The sequence below is a fragment of the Lysobacter ciconiae genome (assembly GCF_015209725.1).
Taxonomy (GTDB): domain Bacteria; phylum Pseudomonadota; class Gammaproteobacteria; order Xanthomonadales; family Xanthomonadaceae; genus Novilysobacter; species Novilysobacter ciconiae.
Map to the genome: position 1 here is coordinate 2,496,098 of NZ_CP063656.1, position 15,959 is coordinate 2,512,056.

Sequence of the window (15,959 nt, forward strand, 5' to 3'; positions counted from 1 at the left end):
GCGACCACGATGGCGGACGACGGCGATGAGCTGACGTTCTGCTCGACCTGCGCGTTCTCCCAGGCCTGCCTGGCCGAGGGCATGGACAAGCGCTCGCTGATGGACCTGCACGTGCTCGTCGAGCACGTCGGTCCCTTCCACGCCGGCGAGCACATCTTCCGCGAGGGCGACCCCTTCGAGGCGATCGCCGCGGTCCGCGCCGGCACGGTCAAGACCTACATGATCGACCGCGACGGCCGCGAGCACGTGCTCGGCTTCCACCTGCCCGGCGAGGTCATCGGCCTGGACGCGATCGACGGCGAGACCTACCCGTGCAACGCGGTCGCGCTGGATACGGCGATGCTGTGCCGGTTCTCGTTCCCGAAGATCGCGGTGCTGGCGACCAAACTGCCGGGACTGCAGCGCCACCTGTTCCGGCTGCTCAGCCGCGACATCGGCCGCGCCGCGCTGCTGGCCGGCGACTGGTCGGCCGACCAGCGTATGGCGGCGTTCCTGATCGGCCTGTCGCGGCGGCTGGCGGCGCGTGGCTTCTCGGCGCACCGCTTCCAGTTGACGATGGCGCGCACCGACATCGCCAACTACCTGCGCCTGGCACCCGAAACGGTCAGCCGCGTGCTGCGCCGCTTCCAGAAGGACGGCCTGCTGATGGTCGATCGCCGCGAAGTGGAACTGCTGGACCGCGACCAGTTGGCCGCGCTCGCCGACCCGATCCTGCACCGCTGAGGCACCGCCTCCGCGCGTGCGTTTTCCCGAAGTGGATCACGCAACGCAACTGAACCACGCACGCCGGTCGCACTATGCGAGCGGCGGGGTTGCGCCTGCGCCGGCCACACGGCACCGTTGGGCGCGGGAAGAAAGGACGCTGTGCCCGAACTCCCGATCCACGCGCGGTTTTCAATCCGCTGCAACGGGCGTCCGGGCTTGCTGGACGTGAGCGGAGGCGAACGCGCGTGGATCGTGGGTTGGGTGCTTGATCCAGGTCAACGAGACCTGAACTCCGACTGGCCACTATGACGGCCATTATCCGGGAGAAGCATCGATGGAACCAAAGAGCGTGCAGATAACGAGGCGACTATGGCTGGGCCTGGGGGCCCTGCTCATCGTCAGTTTCGGAATCATGTTGTGGATCGGCAAGGACCTGTACCAGACGGCGCCGCCGATGCCCGAGCAGGTGGTCACCGAAAGTGGCGAGGTGCTCTATACCAGGGCTGACATCGAGGCCGGACGACGCGTCTGGCAGGAGATGGGCGGTCAGCAGAGCGGCTCGATCTGGGGCCACGGGGCGCTCGTCGCTCCCGACTGGTCGGCCGAGTGGCTGCACAAGGAAGTCGTGGCGATGCTCGACATCCGCTCGCGGATCGAGTTCGGCATGCCCTACGAGCAGCTCAACGAGAGCGAGCAGGCCAAGCTGCACGCGGAGATCAAGCCCGAGATCCGGGCCAACACCTACGATCCCCAGACCGGCTCCATCGTGGTCAGCGACGAGCGCGCGCAGGCGATCTCGCAGGTCGCCGCGCACTACATGAGCGTGTTCTCCAACGATCCGGCCACGCATGAACTGCGCGAGGCCTATGCGATCCGCGAGAACCCGGTGCCCGACGAGAACAGCCGCCGCCTGATGACCGGCTTCTTCTTCTGGGCCTCGTGGGCGACCGTCACCAACCGGCCCGACGACGTCAAGTCCTACACCAACAACTTCCCGCACGAACCGCTGGTGGGCAACGTGCCCACGTCCAGCAGCTTCATGTGGTCGATGTTCTCGATCCTGTTCATGATCGCCGGCATCGGCTTGCTGTCGTGGCACTACGCCGCGTATCACGGCAAGGAAAAGCCGCTGGCGCCGCCGTCCCAGGATCCCGCGCGGGCGATCGTGGTGACCCCGTCGATGCGCGCCACCGCCAAGTACTTCTGGCTGGTGATGGCGCTGTTCCTGGTGCAGATCCTGATGGGCGCCACCACCGCGCACTACCAGGTCGAGGGCCAGGAGGCCTACGGGTTCGCCCTGTCCGAGTGGCTGCCGTATGCGGTCACCCGCAGCTGGCACACGCAGCTCGCGATCCTGTGGATTGCGACCGCGTGGCTGGCCACCGGCCTGTACCTGGGGCCGGCGATTTCCGGGCATGAGCCGAAATACCAGAAATTCGGCGTCAACTTCCTCTTCATCAGCCTGATCATCATTGTCGTGGGCGCGTTTGCCGGCCAGTGGATGGCGGTGATGGGCAAGCTGGGCAAGATCCCGAACTTCTGGTTCGGCCACCAAGGCTGGGAATACGTCGACATCGGCCGCTTCTGGCAGATCTACCTGTTCATCGGCCTGATGCTGTGGCTGACCCTGGTCGGTCGCGCCCTGTGGCCGGCGATGCGGGCCAAGAACCAGACGTCCTCGATCGCGGGCCTGCTGTTCCTGTCCACCGTGGCCATCGGCATCCTCTACGCCGCCGGCCTGATGTGGAAGGAAAACACCCACATCTCGATCGTCACCTACTGGAAGTTCTGGATCGTCCACCTTTGGGTGGAGGGCTTCTTCGAGGTGTTCGCCGTCGCGGTGATCAGCTTCATCTTCGTCAAGCTCGGCCTGGTGCGCGGGCGCTCGGCGACGATCAACGTGCTGTTTGCGACCATCGTGTTCATGGCCGGCGGCGTGCTGGGCATGTTCCATCACCTGTACTTCGCCGGTGTCACCACCGGGGTGATCGCGCTGGGTGCGAGCATTTCCGCGCTGGAAGTGGTGCCACTGGCCTTGATCGGCCTGGAGGCGCACGAAACCTGGAAGAGCAGCCGCGCCACGCCATGGATGCAACAGTACAAGTGGCCGATCATGTTCTTCCTGGCGGTCAGCTTCTGGAACCTGATCGGTGCGGGCCTGCTGGGCTTCCTGATCAACACCCCGCTGGCGTTGTTCTACATGCAGGGCACCAACCTGACCGCCGCCCACGGCCATACCGCGCTGTTTGGCGTGTACGGCATGCTCGGCATCGGCCTGATGCTGTACTGCCTGCGTGGCCTCAAGCCGGACCTGGTCTGGCGCGAGGGCCTGCTGCGCAGCGGCTTCTGGGCGCTCAACATCGGCCTGCTGCTGATGATGACGCTGACCCTGCTGCCGATGGGCGTGCTGCAGCTGGAAGCCAACCTGGAGAACGGCTACTGGTACGCACGTTCGGCCGAGTTCATGACCCGTCCGATCATCGACGTGCTGGTCTGGCTGCGGGTGCCGGGCGATACGGTCTTCGCTGCCGGTGCCTTCATGATCGCGCTGTTCGTGCTCTCGCTGTGGCTGGGGCCACGGCGGGCACGCGAGCCGATCGCCGGCGTGCTGGAGACCGAGTCGAGCCTCTGACCGGCCCGACTGCTGACAAGTGAAGGGGCGGCTCAGGCCGCCCCTTTTTCATGCGCGTGGTTTCATGCGCCTGCTTGTATCTGCACGCTCATGCAAGCGCGCTCATGCACGCCGCCCGGCTGACCCAGGTCAATAACGCCAGCACCCATCAAAGGCACACTGACGCCCATGGACAATCATCCCGAACCCAGGCCCGCTGCGCTCTCGCCGGGCCGACTTGCCATCGCACCGCACCGCCTGATGTTTTTCATCGGCTCGATGAACCTGCTGATCGCCATGGCGTGGTGGGCGGCCTGGCTGGTGGGTGCCCGTTGGCCCGATCTGGCCATACCGCAGGCACCGCTGCATACCGGCTGGGTGCACGCCTTCGTGATGCAGTACCAGGTGCTGCCGAGCTTCTTCTTCGGCTTCCTGCTGACCACCTTCCCGAAATGGCTGGGCCTGCCGGACATCGACCGCTGGCGCTACGTGCCCGTCGGGCTGGGCATCTTTGGTGGCCAGATCGCGACCCTGCTGGGTGCGCTGGGCTGGGAGGCCGGGATCATCGTCGGGGCCCTGATGACCGCCGCTGGCTGGCTCGCCGGCCTGACGGTGATGGCGCCGCTGCTGTGGCGCGAGAGCGGCACCACCTGGCATGCGCGTTCGTGCTTCGCCGCGCTGTGCCTGGGCTTCCTCGGCGTGCTGGCCTGGGGTGCCTACGTCCTGGGCGCCTCGCCAATCTGGGTTTTCGCCAGCATCAAGATCGGCAGCTTCGGGCTGCTGCTGCCGGTGTATTTCACCGTGGCGCACCGGATGTTCCCGTTCTTCGCCAGCCGGGTCGTGCCCGGTTACCAGCCGTGGCGGCCGATGTGGCTGCTGGCCGCGGCCTGGCCGCTGTTTATCGGCCATTTGCTGCTGGAGCTGTTTCATTTCTACGGCTGGCTGTGGCTGGTCGACCTGCCCCTGCTGGCGCTAACGGCGACAATGGTGTGGCGCTGGTGGCCACGCGGAAAGAATCCGGGCCTGCTGTCGGTGCTGTTTGTCGGCCTGTCGTGGTTGCCGCTGGCATTCGCGCTGTATTCGGCCCAGAGCATCAGCTACGCCATCACCGGCGTGTACTGGCTGGGTCGAGGCCCGGCGCATGCGCTGTTCATCGGATTCTTCGGCAGCATCCTCATCGCGATGGTGACCCGGGTCACCGAGGGGCACGCCGGCCGGCCGTTGACGATGTATCCGGCGGCCTGGTTCGCCTTCGTCGCGATCCAGCTGGTGGCGGTGATCCGCGTCGCAGCAGAGGTTTTTCCCGACAGCACGGCCTGGCAGGCAGTCGCCGCGGTGGGCTGGCTGGCCGCCTTCCTGCCCTGGGTCGCCCATGTGGGGCGGATCTATCTGGCCCCACGCTCCGACGGCCGTCCGGGCTGAGTCACGCACAGGAAACCCCATGATCGAGTTCTACCCGCAAATCAAAAGCATCCACATCGCCATGGCCATCACCAGCGGGCTGATCTTTGCCCTGCGCGGAGCCGGCGTGCTGGCCGGCATGCGCTGGCCGCACTGGCTGCCGGTGCGCTGGACCAGCTACACCGTGGATACCGCGCTGCTGACCGCTGCACTGATGCTGCTGACCATGCTGCCGGGCGCGATGTTCGCCAACGGCTGGTTGACGGTGAAACTGCTGCTGCTCGTCGTCTACATCGTGCTGGGCGTGTTTGCGATCAAGCGCGGCCGCACCCGCCTGGCCAAGGCGGGTTTCTACGTCGCCGCCCTTGTCACCTTTGGCATGGTCTATTCGATCGCGCGCGCGCACAGCCCGTGGGGGTTCCTCAATGCCTTCCTCGGCTGAGCGGGCCGCTGCCGCGGGTTCCGGCAACGCCCTGGCCCTCGCCGCCAGCACCCCCGGGGTCGCCGATCCGGACCGGCCGATGCTCGATGCGTTGTTCCTTGGCCCCTACGGCGAGAACGACACCCTGCTGGAAAAGCTCGTCGTGGAGTTCCTGCGCGACCACGTCTACTGGCGGCGCAACTTCCACCCCGAAGACCCGCCGGCGATCCCGACCCACGCCGCCCAGCATCCCGACTACAAGGCGTTCGAGTCGCGCCTGCGGCGGGAACTGCACCAGCTCTCCGCCTCGCTGAAGCGCTCGGTGCCCTTCCACAGCCCGCGCTACATCGGCCACATGGCCTCCGACCTGCTGCTGCCCGGCCTGGCGGCGCAGATCCTCACCCTGCCCTACAACCCCAACAACGTCAGCGAGGACGCGGCCCCCGTCACCATCGACCTGGAAGTCCAGGTCGGGCTGCAGCTGGCGCGGATGCTCGGCTACCCCGATGACACCGACCGCCCCGACTGCGCGTTCGGCCACCTGACCTCCGGCGGCACCGTCGCCAACTACCAGGCGCTGCGCCTTGCCTTGGCACTGAAGGCGTTTCCGGTCGCCCTGCGTGCCGCCCAGGTGCCGGGTTTGGCGCTGCCGGCCGATGACTGGGAGGCATTCAACCTTGGCCCGGACGCCGGCATCGAGCTGCTCGGCCAGTGGCAGCTCTGGCTGGCCGGGCAACCCGCGCGCGATCGCCGGCGGTGGCGCGACGCGGTGCAGACCCAGCGCCTGGAGCATCTGGGGATGGTGGAGTTCTTCGCCCGCCACCGTGACCTCAAGGTGCCGCTGGTACTGGCCCCGATCACCGCCCACTACTCCTGGAGCAAGGGCCTGAAGCTGCTCGGCCTGGGCCGGGAACAACTGCGCCTGTTGCCGGAAAAAGGCATGCGTCTGGATGCGCAGGCGCTGGAGCAGACCCTGGAGCAGTGCCGGCGCGAGCGCCAGCCGGTGCTGATGACCGTCGCCGTGCTGGGCACGACCGAGTACGGCACCGTCGACCCGGTGGATGCGGTGGTCGACCTGCGCGATCGGTTCCAGACCCTGGGGCTGGGCTTCAGCGTGCACGTCGACGCCGCCTGGGGCGGCTACCTGGCGACCCTGTTCCGCAACCCCGACGGCAGCCTGCGGGGCATCGACGAGGTCCGCGCCGGCTTCGCCCATTTTCCCCAGCCCGAAGTGCACGCCGCGTTCGCCGCACTGGGCCGCACCGACTCGGTCACCGTCGACCCGCACAAGCTGGGCTACCTGCCCTACGGCGCCGGTGCGTTCATCTGCCGCGACCACCGCGCCACCGCGCTGCTGGCGGAGGCTGCCGACTACGTCTTCCACGACACCCGCGCCACCGACTACCTCAGCCGCTACCGCCGACTTGGCCAGTTTGTCCCGGAAGGCTCCAAGTCCGGGGCGGCCGCCGCGGCGGTGTATGTCACCCACAAGGTGCTGCCGCTGGACCACGCCAACTTCGGTCGCCTGCCGCGGCAGACGGTGCTTGCCGCCGAAGCGTTCCACGCCCGCGCCGAACGCCTCGCCGTGGAGCTGGATGGCATCGCCCGCGTCACCGTGCCTTTCGCGCCCGACAGCAACCTGGTGTGCGTGGCCATCAACCCGACCGGCAACGCGGACCTCGCACGGGCCAACGCCTTCGTCCGCCGCCTGCACGATGAGCTGCGCGCCGACGCCAGCCAGCCCCTCCAGCTCAAGCAATTCTTCGGATCGATGACGACCCTGCGCCCGGAGGCCCTCGGCGAGACGGAGATGAACCGGATCCTGACGCAGTTGCAGCTGGACCCTGCGACACTGGTCGATGACGACGAGGACACCGATGCCGATCGGCTGGTGATCCTGCGTCACACCCTGATGAACCCGTATCTGATCGATCACGAGAACGGCATCAGCTACATCGACCTGTATCTGGCACACCTGGGCCGAAGGATCCGGGCGTTGCTGGGGAGCCCAAGCCCATGAGTCCCGACGCATTCCATCCAGGCAATGACTTCCTCCCGGCCAGCGCGGCCAGGCCGCCGGCCACCGTCTGTGACAGCGCGACGATGCGCAGCTGGACCGCGCGGGCCCTGTTGTGCCTGCGCCAGGAGGCGGCGCGTTCGGCGGACACCCACCTGCTGCGGCTGGAGTTTCCCGGCTTCCCGGGCATCGAGTTCTACTTCAAGGACGAGGCGGCGCATCCCACCGGCAGCCTGAAGCATCGGCTGGCCCGCTCGCTGTACCTGTATGCGCTGTGCAATGGCCGGCTCAGCCCGGGCCAGCCGGTGGTGGACGCGTCCTCGGGCAGCACCGCGATCTCCGAGGCGTGGTTCGCACGACTGCTCGGCCTGCCCTTCACCGCGGTGATGCCGACCGCGACCGCACCGCGCAAGATCGCCGACGTGCATGCGCTGGGCGGCCACTGCGACCTGGTCGACGATCCCGCGCAGGTGCACGAGCGCGCCGCCTGGCATGCCGCCAACGGCGCGTGCCACCTGGACCAGTTCGGCCTCGCGGAGCGCGCGACGGACTGGCGCGGCAACAACAACATCGCCGAGTCGATCATCGGCCAGCTGGCCTGCGAGCCGCACCCGCAGCCGGCGTGGATCGTCTGCGGCGTCGGTACCGGCGGCACCTCGGCAACGATCGGGCGCTACATCCGCTACCGCGCGCTGGAGACCGGCCTGTGCGTGGCGGAACCGGCCGGCAGCGCCTTCGTGCACGGCTGGCGCACGCGCAACCGCAGCGCGATCGCCAGCCAGCCGACCGCCGTCGAAGGCATCGGCCGGCCGAGGGTGGAGCCGGGCTTCCTGTTCGAGGTGGTGGACGAGGTGATCGAGGTGGCCGACGCCGCCTCCGTGGCCGCGATGCACCTGCTGGAAGAGCAGCTGGGCCGTCGCTACGGCGGCTCGTCGGGGACCAACCTGGTAGCGTGCCTTGAACTGGCTGCGCGGATGCGCGCCGCCGGCGAGCGCGGCAGCATCGTCAGCCTGTTGTGCGATCCCGGCGAGCGCTACGACCAGACGCTGTACGACCCGGCGTGGCTGGCCGAGAACGGCATCGACCCGGCCCCGGCGCAGGTCGCGTTGCGCGCCACGCTGGCCAGCGGCGAATGGCATCCGACCAGCTGACGGCGGCGCGCCACTATTGGGCCGGTTCAGGCCGGCCCGGGCCGATCAGAGCCCGGGCCGGTGTCGAAGCACTCAGTGCGCGACGTGCTCCCCGCCGGTCTTCGCATCGCTGAATTCCGGATCGTCGAACAGCCGCGGATAGTCCGCCAGCGCCGCGCTCATGTCGGCAACCGGTGCCGGATCGGCCGGATCGGCGTGGAGGGCTTCGGCCCCCGCCATCAGCCGGGCGAGGACGCCGTGCAGGGCCACGTCGGGCTCCGCCTCCAGTTTGCAGTTGGCGAACATGTACGCCGCCGCCTCGTCCACCTGGGTGGCCAGCTGATCGACCTGGGTATCGTTCAGGTGTCCCATCTGGTGGTGATGCAGGCCGGCCATCGCCTCGCGCATGCGGCGCATGCCTTCCATCAGCGGCGCGTCGGGCTCCCATTTGACGTGGTCGGCCGGGATCGGCATCACCGCTGCTTCGGGGTGATGGTCGGCATGGGCGTGGGTGTCGCGCTTTTGGGTGTCGTGCGCGTGGGTGTCTTGCGCGTGGCTGCCATGCGCTTGCGCCGCCGCCGTCTCAGGCTTGGCCTGCTCGTGCTCGGCGTGGCTGTGCGTCTTGTCCTGCGCCTGGGCGGCCGACGGCGCGATTGCCGCGCCGAGTCCGATCGCGGCAGCGAGCGCAACGGCCAAAGTGGTCTGTGTCTTCATACGATCCATCTCCTTGAAAAACGGGGGCGCAATCAGACCCGCGCGAACACGAGGCTGGCGTTGGTACCGCCGAAACCGAAGCTGTTGGACATCACCGTGTCCAGCGTCGCATCGCGGCTTTGCTGCACGATCGGGAAGCCTTCCACGCGCGGGTCCAAGGTGTCGATGTTGGCCGAGCCGGCCATGAAGCCCTCGCGCATCATCAGCAGGCAATAGATCGCCTCATGCACGCTGGCGGCGCCAAGCGAATGGCCGCTGAGCGCCTTGGTCGACGAAAGCGGCGGCACGTCGTCACCGAACACGGTGCGGATCGACTGCAGCTCGACCACGTCGCCGACCGGCGTGGAGGTGCCGTGGGTGTTGAGGTAGTCCACCTTGCCGACCGGGGTGCCGTGGATGCCGGCCATGGCCATCTGCATGCAGCGCACCGCACCCTCGCCCGAGGGGGCGACCATGTCGACGCCGTCGGAGGTCACGCCGTAGCCAACCAGCTCGGCAATGATGTTCGCGCCGCGGGCGACGGCGTGCTCGTACTCCTCCAGCACCAGCATGCCGCCACCACCGGCGATGACGAAGCCATCGCGGTCCGCGTCGTAGGGACGCGAGGCCTTTTCGGGAGTGTCGTTGCGCTTGGTCGACAGTGCGCCCATCGCATCGAACTGCGAGGTCATGCCCCAGTGCAGCTCCTCGCCGCCGCCGGCAATGATGATGTCCTGCGCGCCGTGGCGGATCAGGTCCGCCCCGGCGCCGATGCAGTGCGCTGAGGTCGCGCAGGCAGCGGAGATCGAATAGCTCAGGCCGCGGATACCGAACGCGGTCGACAGCGTCGCCGACACGGTCGAACCCATCGTGCGCGGCACCATGTACGGGCCCACCTTGCGCACGCCGCGGTTGCGCAGCAGGTCGCCGGTCTCGATCTGCCACTGCGGCGATCCGCCACCCGACCCGGCGATCAGCCCGGTGCGCACGTCGCGCACCTGCTCGTCGCTGAGGCCGGCATCGGCAATCGCATCGCGCATCGCGACGTAGGCGAACCCGGCCGCGTCGCCCATGAAGCGCTTCACCTTGCGGTCGATCTCCTCGGTGAGATCGATCTGCGGCTCGCCGGCGACCTGGCTGCGCAGGCCCAGTTCGGCGTACTCGGGAATGAAGCGGATACCCGGGGTGCTGCTGCGCAACGCCGCGGTCACGCTGGTCTGGTCGTTGCCCAGGCAGGACACGATGCCCATGCCGGTCACCACCACGCGCCTGTTTGCCACACCGCCCATGCTCAGAACCCCTCCGTCGAGGTGAACAGTCCCACCCGCAGGTCCGAGGCCACGTAGATCTCGCGCCCGTCCACCAGGGTGCGGCCGTCGGCGATCACCAGTTCCAGCTTGCCGCGCATGACCCGGCGGATGTCCAGTTCGTAGGTCACCAGCTTCGCATCGGGCAGCACCTGGCCGCTGAACTTCACCTGGCCCACGCCCAGCGCGCGACCGCGGCCGGGGGCGCCCAGCCACGGCAGGTAGAACCCGCACAGTTGCCACATGGCGTCCAGCCCAAGGCAGCCGGGCATGACCGGATCGCCCTCGAAGTGGCACGGGAAGAACCACAGGTCCGGGCGGATATCCAGCTCGGCGCGCACGAAACCCTTGCCGTACTTGCCACCCTCGGTGCTGATCTCGGTGATGCGATCGAACATGAGCATCGGCGGCGCCGGCAGTCGCGCGTTGCCGGGGCCGAACATCTCGCCGCGGGCGCAGGACAACAACTGCTCGCGATCAAAGGAAGAAGGTCGATTCATGTAGTCACACAGCGCAGGGGAAACCTTGGATTCTGCCGGTTTGGCGAAACAAATGTGTTGACCGGCATCAATGCACTCCGCCGTACGTATCCGTACGTGACCGCGACGCGGTGCGGCGGAGCGACCGCACCGGCGACATGCGCCCAGCCGGTCCTTGCGGGTCACTTTACGCTCGCGCACCGGGTTTGCCAGCGAAGCGGCGAGGAACACGCTGCCACGTGACCCCGGTCAAGAACCGGGCGGATACGTGCGTCCCACGGGTGCAAATTTGATCCGGATCAAATTACCCGGCGCGCTTGCTGCGACGCTAGCGCGAACCCGGCGTCGAGCCCTCCAACTCCAGCGAACTCGCGACGCCCCATCATCCATCGTCCAGCACAGAGAGCCCTGCATGAAGCGCAAGACCATCTACGTGATACCGCTGCTGGCGGCTCTGGCATTGGCATTGCCAGGCTGCGACCGCTCCGGCCCCGCCACCGACAACGCGTCCGCCGGCGCCAGCCAGGACAGGATCGTCGGCTCGCGCAAGGGCGACTTCGGTCCGCCGCAGGGCGAGCCGGTCAACGCGATCCTGACCAGTCCGCCGATGGTGCCGCCGGCCACCGGGCGCACCGCGCCGGCCAAGGTGATCGTCGAGCTGGACGTGATCGAGAAGGTCATGCCGATCTCCGAGGGCGTGGACTACACCTTCTGGACCTTCGGCGGCACCGTGCCGGGCAGCTTCATCCGCGTGCGCCAGGGCGACACGGTCGAGTTCCACCTGCGCAACATGCCCGACAGCAAGATGCCCCACAACATCGACCTCCACGGCGTCACCGGTCCGGGCGGCGGCGCCGCATCCAGCTTCACCGCGCCCGGCCACCGCACCCAGTTCACCTTCAAGGCGCTCAACGCCGGCCTGTTCGTCTACCACTGCGCAACCGCGCCGGTCGGCATGCATATCGCCAACGGCATGTACGGCATGATCCTGGTCGAGCCGCCGGAGGGCCTGCCCGAGGTCGACCGCGAGTACTACGTGATGCAGGGCGATTTCTACACCACCGGCAAGTACCGCGAGAAGGGCCTGCAGCCCTTCGACATGGAAAAGGCGATCGACGAGAACCCGACCTACGTCCTGTTCAACGGCTCGGAAGGCTCCACCACCGGTGACAACTCCCTGACCGCGAAGGTCGGCGAGACCGTGCGCATGTACGTCGGCAACGGCGGCCCCAACCTGGTGTCGAGCTTCCACGTCATCGGCGAGATCTTCGACAAGGTCTGGTACGAGGGCGGCACCAACTACCAGGAAAACGTGCAGACCACGCTGATCCCGGCGGGCGGCGCGGCGATGATGGAGTTCCACCTGGAAGTCCCCGGCAGCTACGTGCTGGTCGACCACAGCATCTTCCGCGCCTTCAACAAGGGCGCGCTGGCGATCCTCAAGGCCGACGGCCCGGAGAACAAGGCGATCTACTCGGGCCTGGAAGTCGACGAGATGTACATCGGCGATCGCGCCGGCGACAGCCTGGGCGCGGTGGCGGTGGCGGCCAAGGCCGAGGCCAGCGGCGAGCTGACCGTCGAGGAGCAGATGGCGGCGGGCAAGGAACTGTTCATGGGCACCTGCTCGACCTGCCACCAGGGCAACGGCGAGGGCATGGCCGGCGTGTTCCCGCCGATCGCGGCCTCGGACTACATCAAGGCCGATCCGAAATCGCTGCCGCGGGTCATCCTGCACGGCCTGCAGGGCAAGGTCACCGTCAACGGCGAGGACTACGACTCGATCATGCCGCCGATGAATCAGCTCACCGACGACGAGGTGGCCAACATCTCCACCTACGTGCTCAACAGCTGGAACAATCCGGGCGGCAAGATCAGCAAGGAAGAGGTTGCCGAAATCCGCAAGCAGAAGCCGGCCAACGCCTCGGCGGGCCACTGACGTGATCCGCGTGATCGCCGCCGCGGTACTGGTGGCCAGCCCCTTCGTCGGCGCGCTCGCCGGCGAAGGGAGCTACCTGCCGATACCCTCCGGCCGGTTTGCCAGCGCGCTGAACTACGAAGACGCGCCCGGCAAACAGCCGGTCGCGGCCTACTCGATGATGCGCACCCCCGTCACCAACGCCGAGTACCTGGCGTTCGTGAAGGCCAACCCGAAGTGGCAGCGCGGCCGCGCCCCGACCGTCATGGCCGAGAAGCGCTACCTCTCGCACTGGGTCGGTCCGCTGGAGCTGGGCGATACCGCCAAGCCGGACCAGCCTGTGGTGCAGGTCAGCTGGTTCGCCGCCGATGCCTACTGCGCGGCCCAGGGCGCGCGCCTGCCGACGTGGACGGAGTGGGAGTACGCCGCGGCCGCCGATGAGACGCGGCGCGACGCCCGCAGCGACCGCATCTGGCGCGAGCGCATCCTGCGCTGGTACTCGCGTCCCTCCAACACCGCCCTGCCCCGCGCCGGCCTGCAACCGGCCAACGTCTACCGCGTGCAGGACCTGCACGGGCTGGTCTGGGAGTGGACCGAGGATTTCTCATCGATGCTGATGGACGCCGACAACCGCAACCAGGGCGACGCTGACAACGCGCGCTTCTGCGGCGCCGGCGCGCTGTCCATGAACGACCGTGACAACTACGCGGTACTGATGCGCGTGGCGATGCTGTCCTCGCTCAGCGCCGAGGCGACCACCGCCAACCTGGGTTTCCGCTGCGTCAAGGACACACCATGAAATCACTGGCCCTTTCCATCGTGCTTGCCGTGCTCGCTGGCGCTACGGTGGTGACCCCTGATGCGGCCTTTGCCGCCCCACCCGCTGCGCAGAAGGCGCCCCTGCCCGGCAATTCGGTCTACCAGCTGGACGTGCAACTGACCGACCAGGCCGGCCGCACCAGCGCGTGGCGCGACAGGCGCGGCAAGCCCCAGCTCGTGTCGATGTTCTACACCTCCTGCCAGTACATCTGCCCGCTGATCATCGACAGCGGAAAGGCGGTGCAGAAGCAGCTCAGCGACGCGGAGCGCGCTCGGCTCGGCATCACCCTGATCAGCATGGACCCGGCCCGGGACACACCGCAGGCGCTCGCCAAGGTCGCTACCCAGCGCAAGCTCGATCCGGCGCAGTGGACCCTGGCCAGTCCGGCGGCCGAGGACGTGCGATCGGTGGCCGGCGTGCTCAACATCCGCTACCGCGCGCTGGCCGACGGCGAGTTCAACCACACCAGCGCCCTGGTCCTGCTCGATGGAGAAGGCCGGATCCTGGCGCGTACCGAGAAGATGGGCAGCAAGCCGGACCCCGAGTTCGTCGAGGCAGTGCGCAAGGCCCTCAGGTAAACCCCGCGCCACCCGGGCCCGCCGCGGGTGGCGCCTATTTCGCCACAGCCCGCCGCCGCGCGGGGTGCGCGAGGCTGCGCTTCCTCTGCGCGATCATCTACAATGTCCGTACCTGGCCGCGCGCAGCGCTGGTCTCCAGCGGCGGCAGGAAGGCGGGCAGTCAACGCGCCCAGCCGGTCCATCACGGCGATGCGGTATGCGTTCCTCCGTGCTGATGCCGGTGCGCGCCAAGACGTGCCACGGACTCATCGGAAAGTGGTCGGCCCCGGCATCCCGCAGGCACCCCTACCACCGACCACACCCCACCGGATTGATCCAGATCAAGTACCCGACAGCTTGCATTCGGGAAAATAGGTGCTAACGCAAATGAAGGTCCATTCATGACTGTGCATCACGATGCCATGGCAAGGCCGGGCGCTCCCGGCGTGCCCGAGGCTGCCGCTCCGCGCGGCTACTACAACGACAAGGTGGTTCACCAGTTCGTGGTGGCGACAATGTTCTGGGGCATCGTGGGCATGGCGGTCGGCGTGTTCATCGCCGCCCAGCTGTACTGGCCGGCGCTCAACTTCGACACGCCCTGGCTCAGCTACGGCCGGCTGCGTCCGCTGCACACCAACGGGGTGATCTTCGCCTTCGGCGGCTCGGTGCTGTTTGCCACCAGCCTCTACGTGGTCCAGCGCACGTGCCATGTGCGCCTGCTGTCGGACAGGCTCGCCAGCTTCGTCTTCTGGGGCTGGCAGCTGGCCATGGTCAGCGCGGTGATCACCCTGCCGCTGGGCATCACCCAGAGCAAGGAATACGCCGAGCTGGAATGGCCGATCGACATCCTGATCGCGGTCGTCTGGGTGGCGTACGGCTGGCTGTTCTTCGGCACCATCGCCAAGCGCAGGGTCAAGCACATCTATGTCGCCAACTGGTTCTACGGCGCCTACATCATCGGCGTGTGCATGCTGCACATCGTCAACAACCTGGCCATGCCGGCCGGGCTGTTCAAGTCCTACTCACTCTACACCGGCGCCGTGGATGCGATGGCGCAGTGGTGGTACGGGCACAACGCGGTGGCCTTCCTGCTGACCGTGGGCTACCTGGCGATGATGTACTACTTTGTCCCCAAGCAGGCCCAGCGCCCGATCTACTCCTACCGCCTGTCGATCGTGCACTTCTGGGCGCTGATCTCGGTCTACATGTGGGCCGGCCCGCACCATCTGCACTACACCGCCCTGCCCGACTGGGCGCAGTCGGTGGGCATGGTGTTCTCGGTGATCCTGCTGGCTCCCAGCTGGGGCGGCGCGATGAACGGCATCCTGACCCTGTCTGGCGTGTGGCACAAACTGCGCACCGACCCGATCCTCAAGTTCCTCATCGTCGCCATCAGCTTCTACATGATCGCGACCTTTGAAGGCCCGCTGCTGTCGATCAAGACCGTCAACTCGCTCAGCCACTACACCGACTGGACCGTGGGCCACGTCCACGCCGGCACCCTGGGCTGGGTGGCGATGATCTCCTTCGGCTCGCTGTACTCGCTGTATCCGCGCCTGATCGGTGCCAAGGAAATGTTCTCGATCAAGTGGATCGACGCGCACTTCTGGCTGCACACCATCGGCGTGGTGTTCTACATCGCCTCGATGTGGATCGCCGGGATCACCCAGGGCCTGATGTGGCGGGCGACCAACGCCGACGGCACGCTGACCTACAGCTTCGTCGAGTCGCTGGCCGTCACCTACCCCTACTACCTGGGCCGCCTGCTGGGCGGGGTGATGGTGCTGGCGGGCGTCTGCCTGATGTCATGGAACATGTGGCGTACGCGCCAGAGCGTGCAGGTTCCTGCTGCACACCCGGTACTGCCGCCGCATGCGGCCGAGGCACAGGGCTGAGGACGAAA

13 protein-coding genes are annotated in these 15,959 nt (G+C 67.5%); 10 read left to right on the forward strand and 3 right to left on the reverse strand.

What is annotated here, in order from left to right; genetic code table 11:
• Positions 1 to 9: 9 nt before the first annotated feature.
• The 6 genes from INQ41_RS11260 (at position 10) to INQ41_RS11285 (ending at position 8,306) form a co-directional block, all read left to right on the forward strand.
• A complete protein-coding gene (locus INQ41_RS11260) occupies positions 10 to 723 on the forward strand; it encodes a helix-turn-helix domain-containing protein (protein ID WP_193987357.1) in 714 nt (237 codons plus the stop codon).
• Between the two features lie 316 nt (positions 724 to 1,039).
• On the forward strand, positions 1,040 to 3,337 hold the full coding sequence (locus tag INQ41_RS11265; RefSeq protein WP_228076593.1) for a nitric-oxide reductase large subunit: 2,298 nt from the start codon (positions 1,040 to 1,042) through the stop codon (positions 3,335 to 3,337).
• 168 nt (positions 3,338 to 3,505) lie between these two features.
• A complete protein-coding gene (locus tag INQ41_RS11270; RefSeq protein ID WP_193984532.1) occupies positions 3,506 to 4,738 on the forward strand; it encodes an NnrS family protein in 1,233 nt (410 codons plus the stop codon).
• Positions 4,739 to 4,757: 19 nt separating this feature from the next.
• Positions 4,758 to 5,159 carry a SirB2 family protein gene (locus INQ41_RS11275; protein ID WP_193984534.1) on the forward strand — a complete coding sequence of 134 codons (402 nt, stop codon included), beginning with the start codon at positions 4,758 to 4,760 and terminating at the stop codon, positions 5,157 to 5,159.
• A complete protein-coding gene (locus INQ41_RS11280) occupies positions 5,143 to 7,158 on the forward strand; it encodes a pyridoxal phosphate-dependent decarboxylase family protein (RefSeq protein ID WP_228076594.1) in 2,016 nt (671 codons plus the stop codon). Before INQ41_RS11275 ends, INQ41_RS11280 begins: the two co-directional genes overlap by 17 nt.
• An 83-nt stretch (positions 7,159 to 7,241) precedes the next feature.
• A complete protein-coding gene (locus INQ41_RS11285) occupies positions 7,242 to 8,306 on the forward strand; it encodes a PLP-dependent cysteine synthase family protein (protein ID WP_193987360.1) in 1,065 nt (354 codons plus the stop codon).
• Positions 8,307 to 8,378: 72 nt separating this feature from the next.
• Here INQ41_RS11285 and INQ41_RS11290 read toward each other — a convergent pair whose 3' ends face one another.
• From INQ41_RS11290 to fabA, 3 genes are read right to left on the reverse strand one after another with little or no spacing between them, the layout of a single operon-like run.
• Entirely contained in the window at positions 8,379 to 8,999 is a 621-nt protein-coding gene (locus tag INQ41_RS11290) for a hypothetical protein (protein WP_193984536.1), read from the reverse strand.
• Between the two features lie 32 nt (positions 9,000 to 9,031).
• Entirely contained in the window at positions 9,032 to 10,228 is a 1,197-nt protein-coding gene (fabB, locus tag INQ41_RS11295) for a beta-ketoacyl-ACP synthase I (protein WP_248285377.1), read from the reverse strand.
• Positions 10,229 to 10,269: 41 nt separating this feature from the next.
• The gene (gene fabA, locus INQ41_RS11300) at positions 10,270 to 10,785 is read right to left on the reverse strand and encodes a 3-hydroxyacyl-[acyl-carrier-protein] dehydratase FabA (protein ID WP_193984540.1); all 516 of its coding nucleotides are present in this window, start codon (positions 10,783 to 10,785) and stop codon (positions 10,270 to 10,272) included.
• Between the two features lie 391 nt (positions 10,786 to 11,176).
• Here fabA and nirK point away from each other — a divergent pair, with 391 nt between their 5' ends.
• The 4 genes from nirK to ccoN all read left to right on the forward strand — a co-directional run bounded on the left by nirK (position 11,177) and on the right by ccoN (position 15,951).
• Entirely contained in the window at positions 11,177 to 12,700 is a 1,524-nt protein-coding gene (gene nirK, locus INQ41_RS11305; protein WP_193984542.1) for a copper-containing nitrite reductase, read from the forward strand.
• A 1-nt stretch (position 12,701) separates the two neighbouring features.
• A complete protein-coding gene (locus INQ41_RS11310) occupies positions 12,702 to 13,478 on the forward strand; it encodes a formylglycine-generating enzyme family protein (RefSeq protein WP_228076596.1) in 777 nt (258 codons plus the stop codon).
• Positions 13,475 to 14,077: an SCO family protein gene (locus INQ41_RS11315; RefSeq protein ID WP_193984546.1), complete on the forward strand. Its 603-nt coding sequence runs from the start codon at positions 13,475 to 13,477 to the stop codon at positions 14,075 to 14,077. The genes INQ41_RS11310 and INQ41_RS11315 overlap by 4 nt, the downstream gene beginning before the upstream one ends.
• Positions 14,078 to 14,478: 401 nt before the next feature.
• A complete protein-coding gene (ccoN, locus tag INQ41_RS11320; protein ID WP_193987361.1) occupies positions 14,479 to 15,951 on the forward strand; it encodes a cytochrome-c oxidase, cbb3-type subunit I in 1,473 nt (490 codons plus the stop codon).
• Positions 15,952 to 15,959: the final 8 nt, after the last annotated feature.

Excerpts from the sequence above, each read along its gene's own strand:
- INQ41_RS11260 (WP_193987357.1), top strand. The coding sequence starts at position 10 with ATGGCGGACGACGGCGATGAGCTGACGTTCTGCTCGACCTGCGCGTTC.
- INQ41_RS11265 (WP_228076593.1), top strand. The coding sequence starts at position 1,040 with ATGGAACCAAAGAGCGTGCAGATAACGAGGCGACTATGGCTGGGCCTG.
- INQ41_RS11270 (WP_193984532.1), top strand. The coding sequence starts at position 3,506 with ATGGACAATCATCCCGAACCCAGGCCCGCTGCGCTCTCGCCGGGCCGA.
- INQ41_RS11275 (WP_193984534.1), top strand. The coding sequence starts at position 4,758 with ATGATCGAGTTCTACCCGCAAATCAAAAGCATCCACATCGCCATGGCC.
- INQ41_RS11280 (WP_228076594.1), top strand. The coding sequence starts at position 5,143 with ATGCCTTCCTCGGCTGAGCGGGCCGCTGCCGCGGGTTCCGGCAACGCC.
- INQ41_RS11285 (WP_193987360.1), top strand. The coding sequence starts at position 7,242 with ATGCGCAGCTGGACCGCGCGGGCCCTGTTGTGCCTGCGCCAGGAGGCG.
- INQ41_RS11290 (WP_193984536.1), bottom strand. The coding sequence starts at position 8,999 with ATGAAGACACAGACCACTTTGGCCGTTGCGCTCGCTGCCGCGATCGGA.
- fabB (WP_248285377.1), bottom strand. The coding sequence starts at position 10,228 with ATGGGCATCGTGTCCTGCCTGGGCAACGACCAGACCAGCGTGACCGCG.
- fabA (WP_193984540.1), bottom strand. The coding sequence starts at position 10,785 with ATGAATCGACCTTCTTCCTTTGATCGCGAGCAGTTGTTGTCCTGCGCC.
- nirK (WP_193984542.1), top strand. The coding sequence starts at position 11,177 with ATGAAGCGCAAGACCATCTACGTGATACCGCTGCTGGCGGCTCTGGCA.
- INQ41_RS11315 (WP_193984546.1), top strand. The coding sequence starts at position 13,475 with ATGAAATCACTGGCCCTTTCCATCGTGCTTGCCGTGCTCGCTGGCGCT.
- ccoN (WP_193987361.1), top strand. The coding sequence starts at position 14,479 with ATGGCAAGGCCGGGCGCTCCCGGCGTGCCCGAGGCTGCCGCTCCGCGC.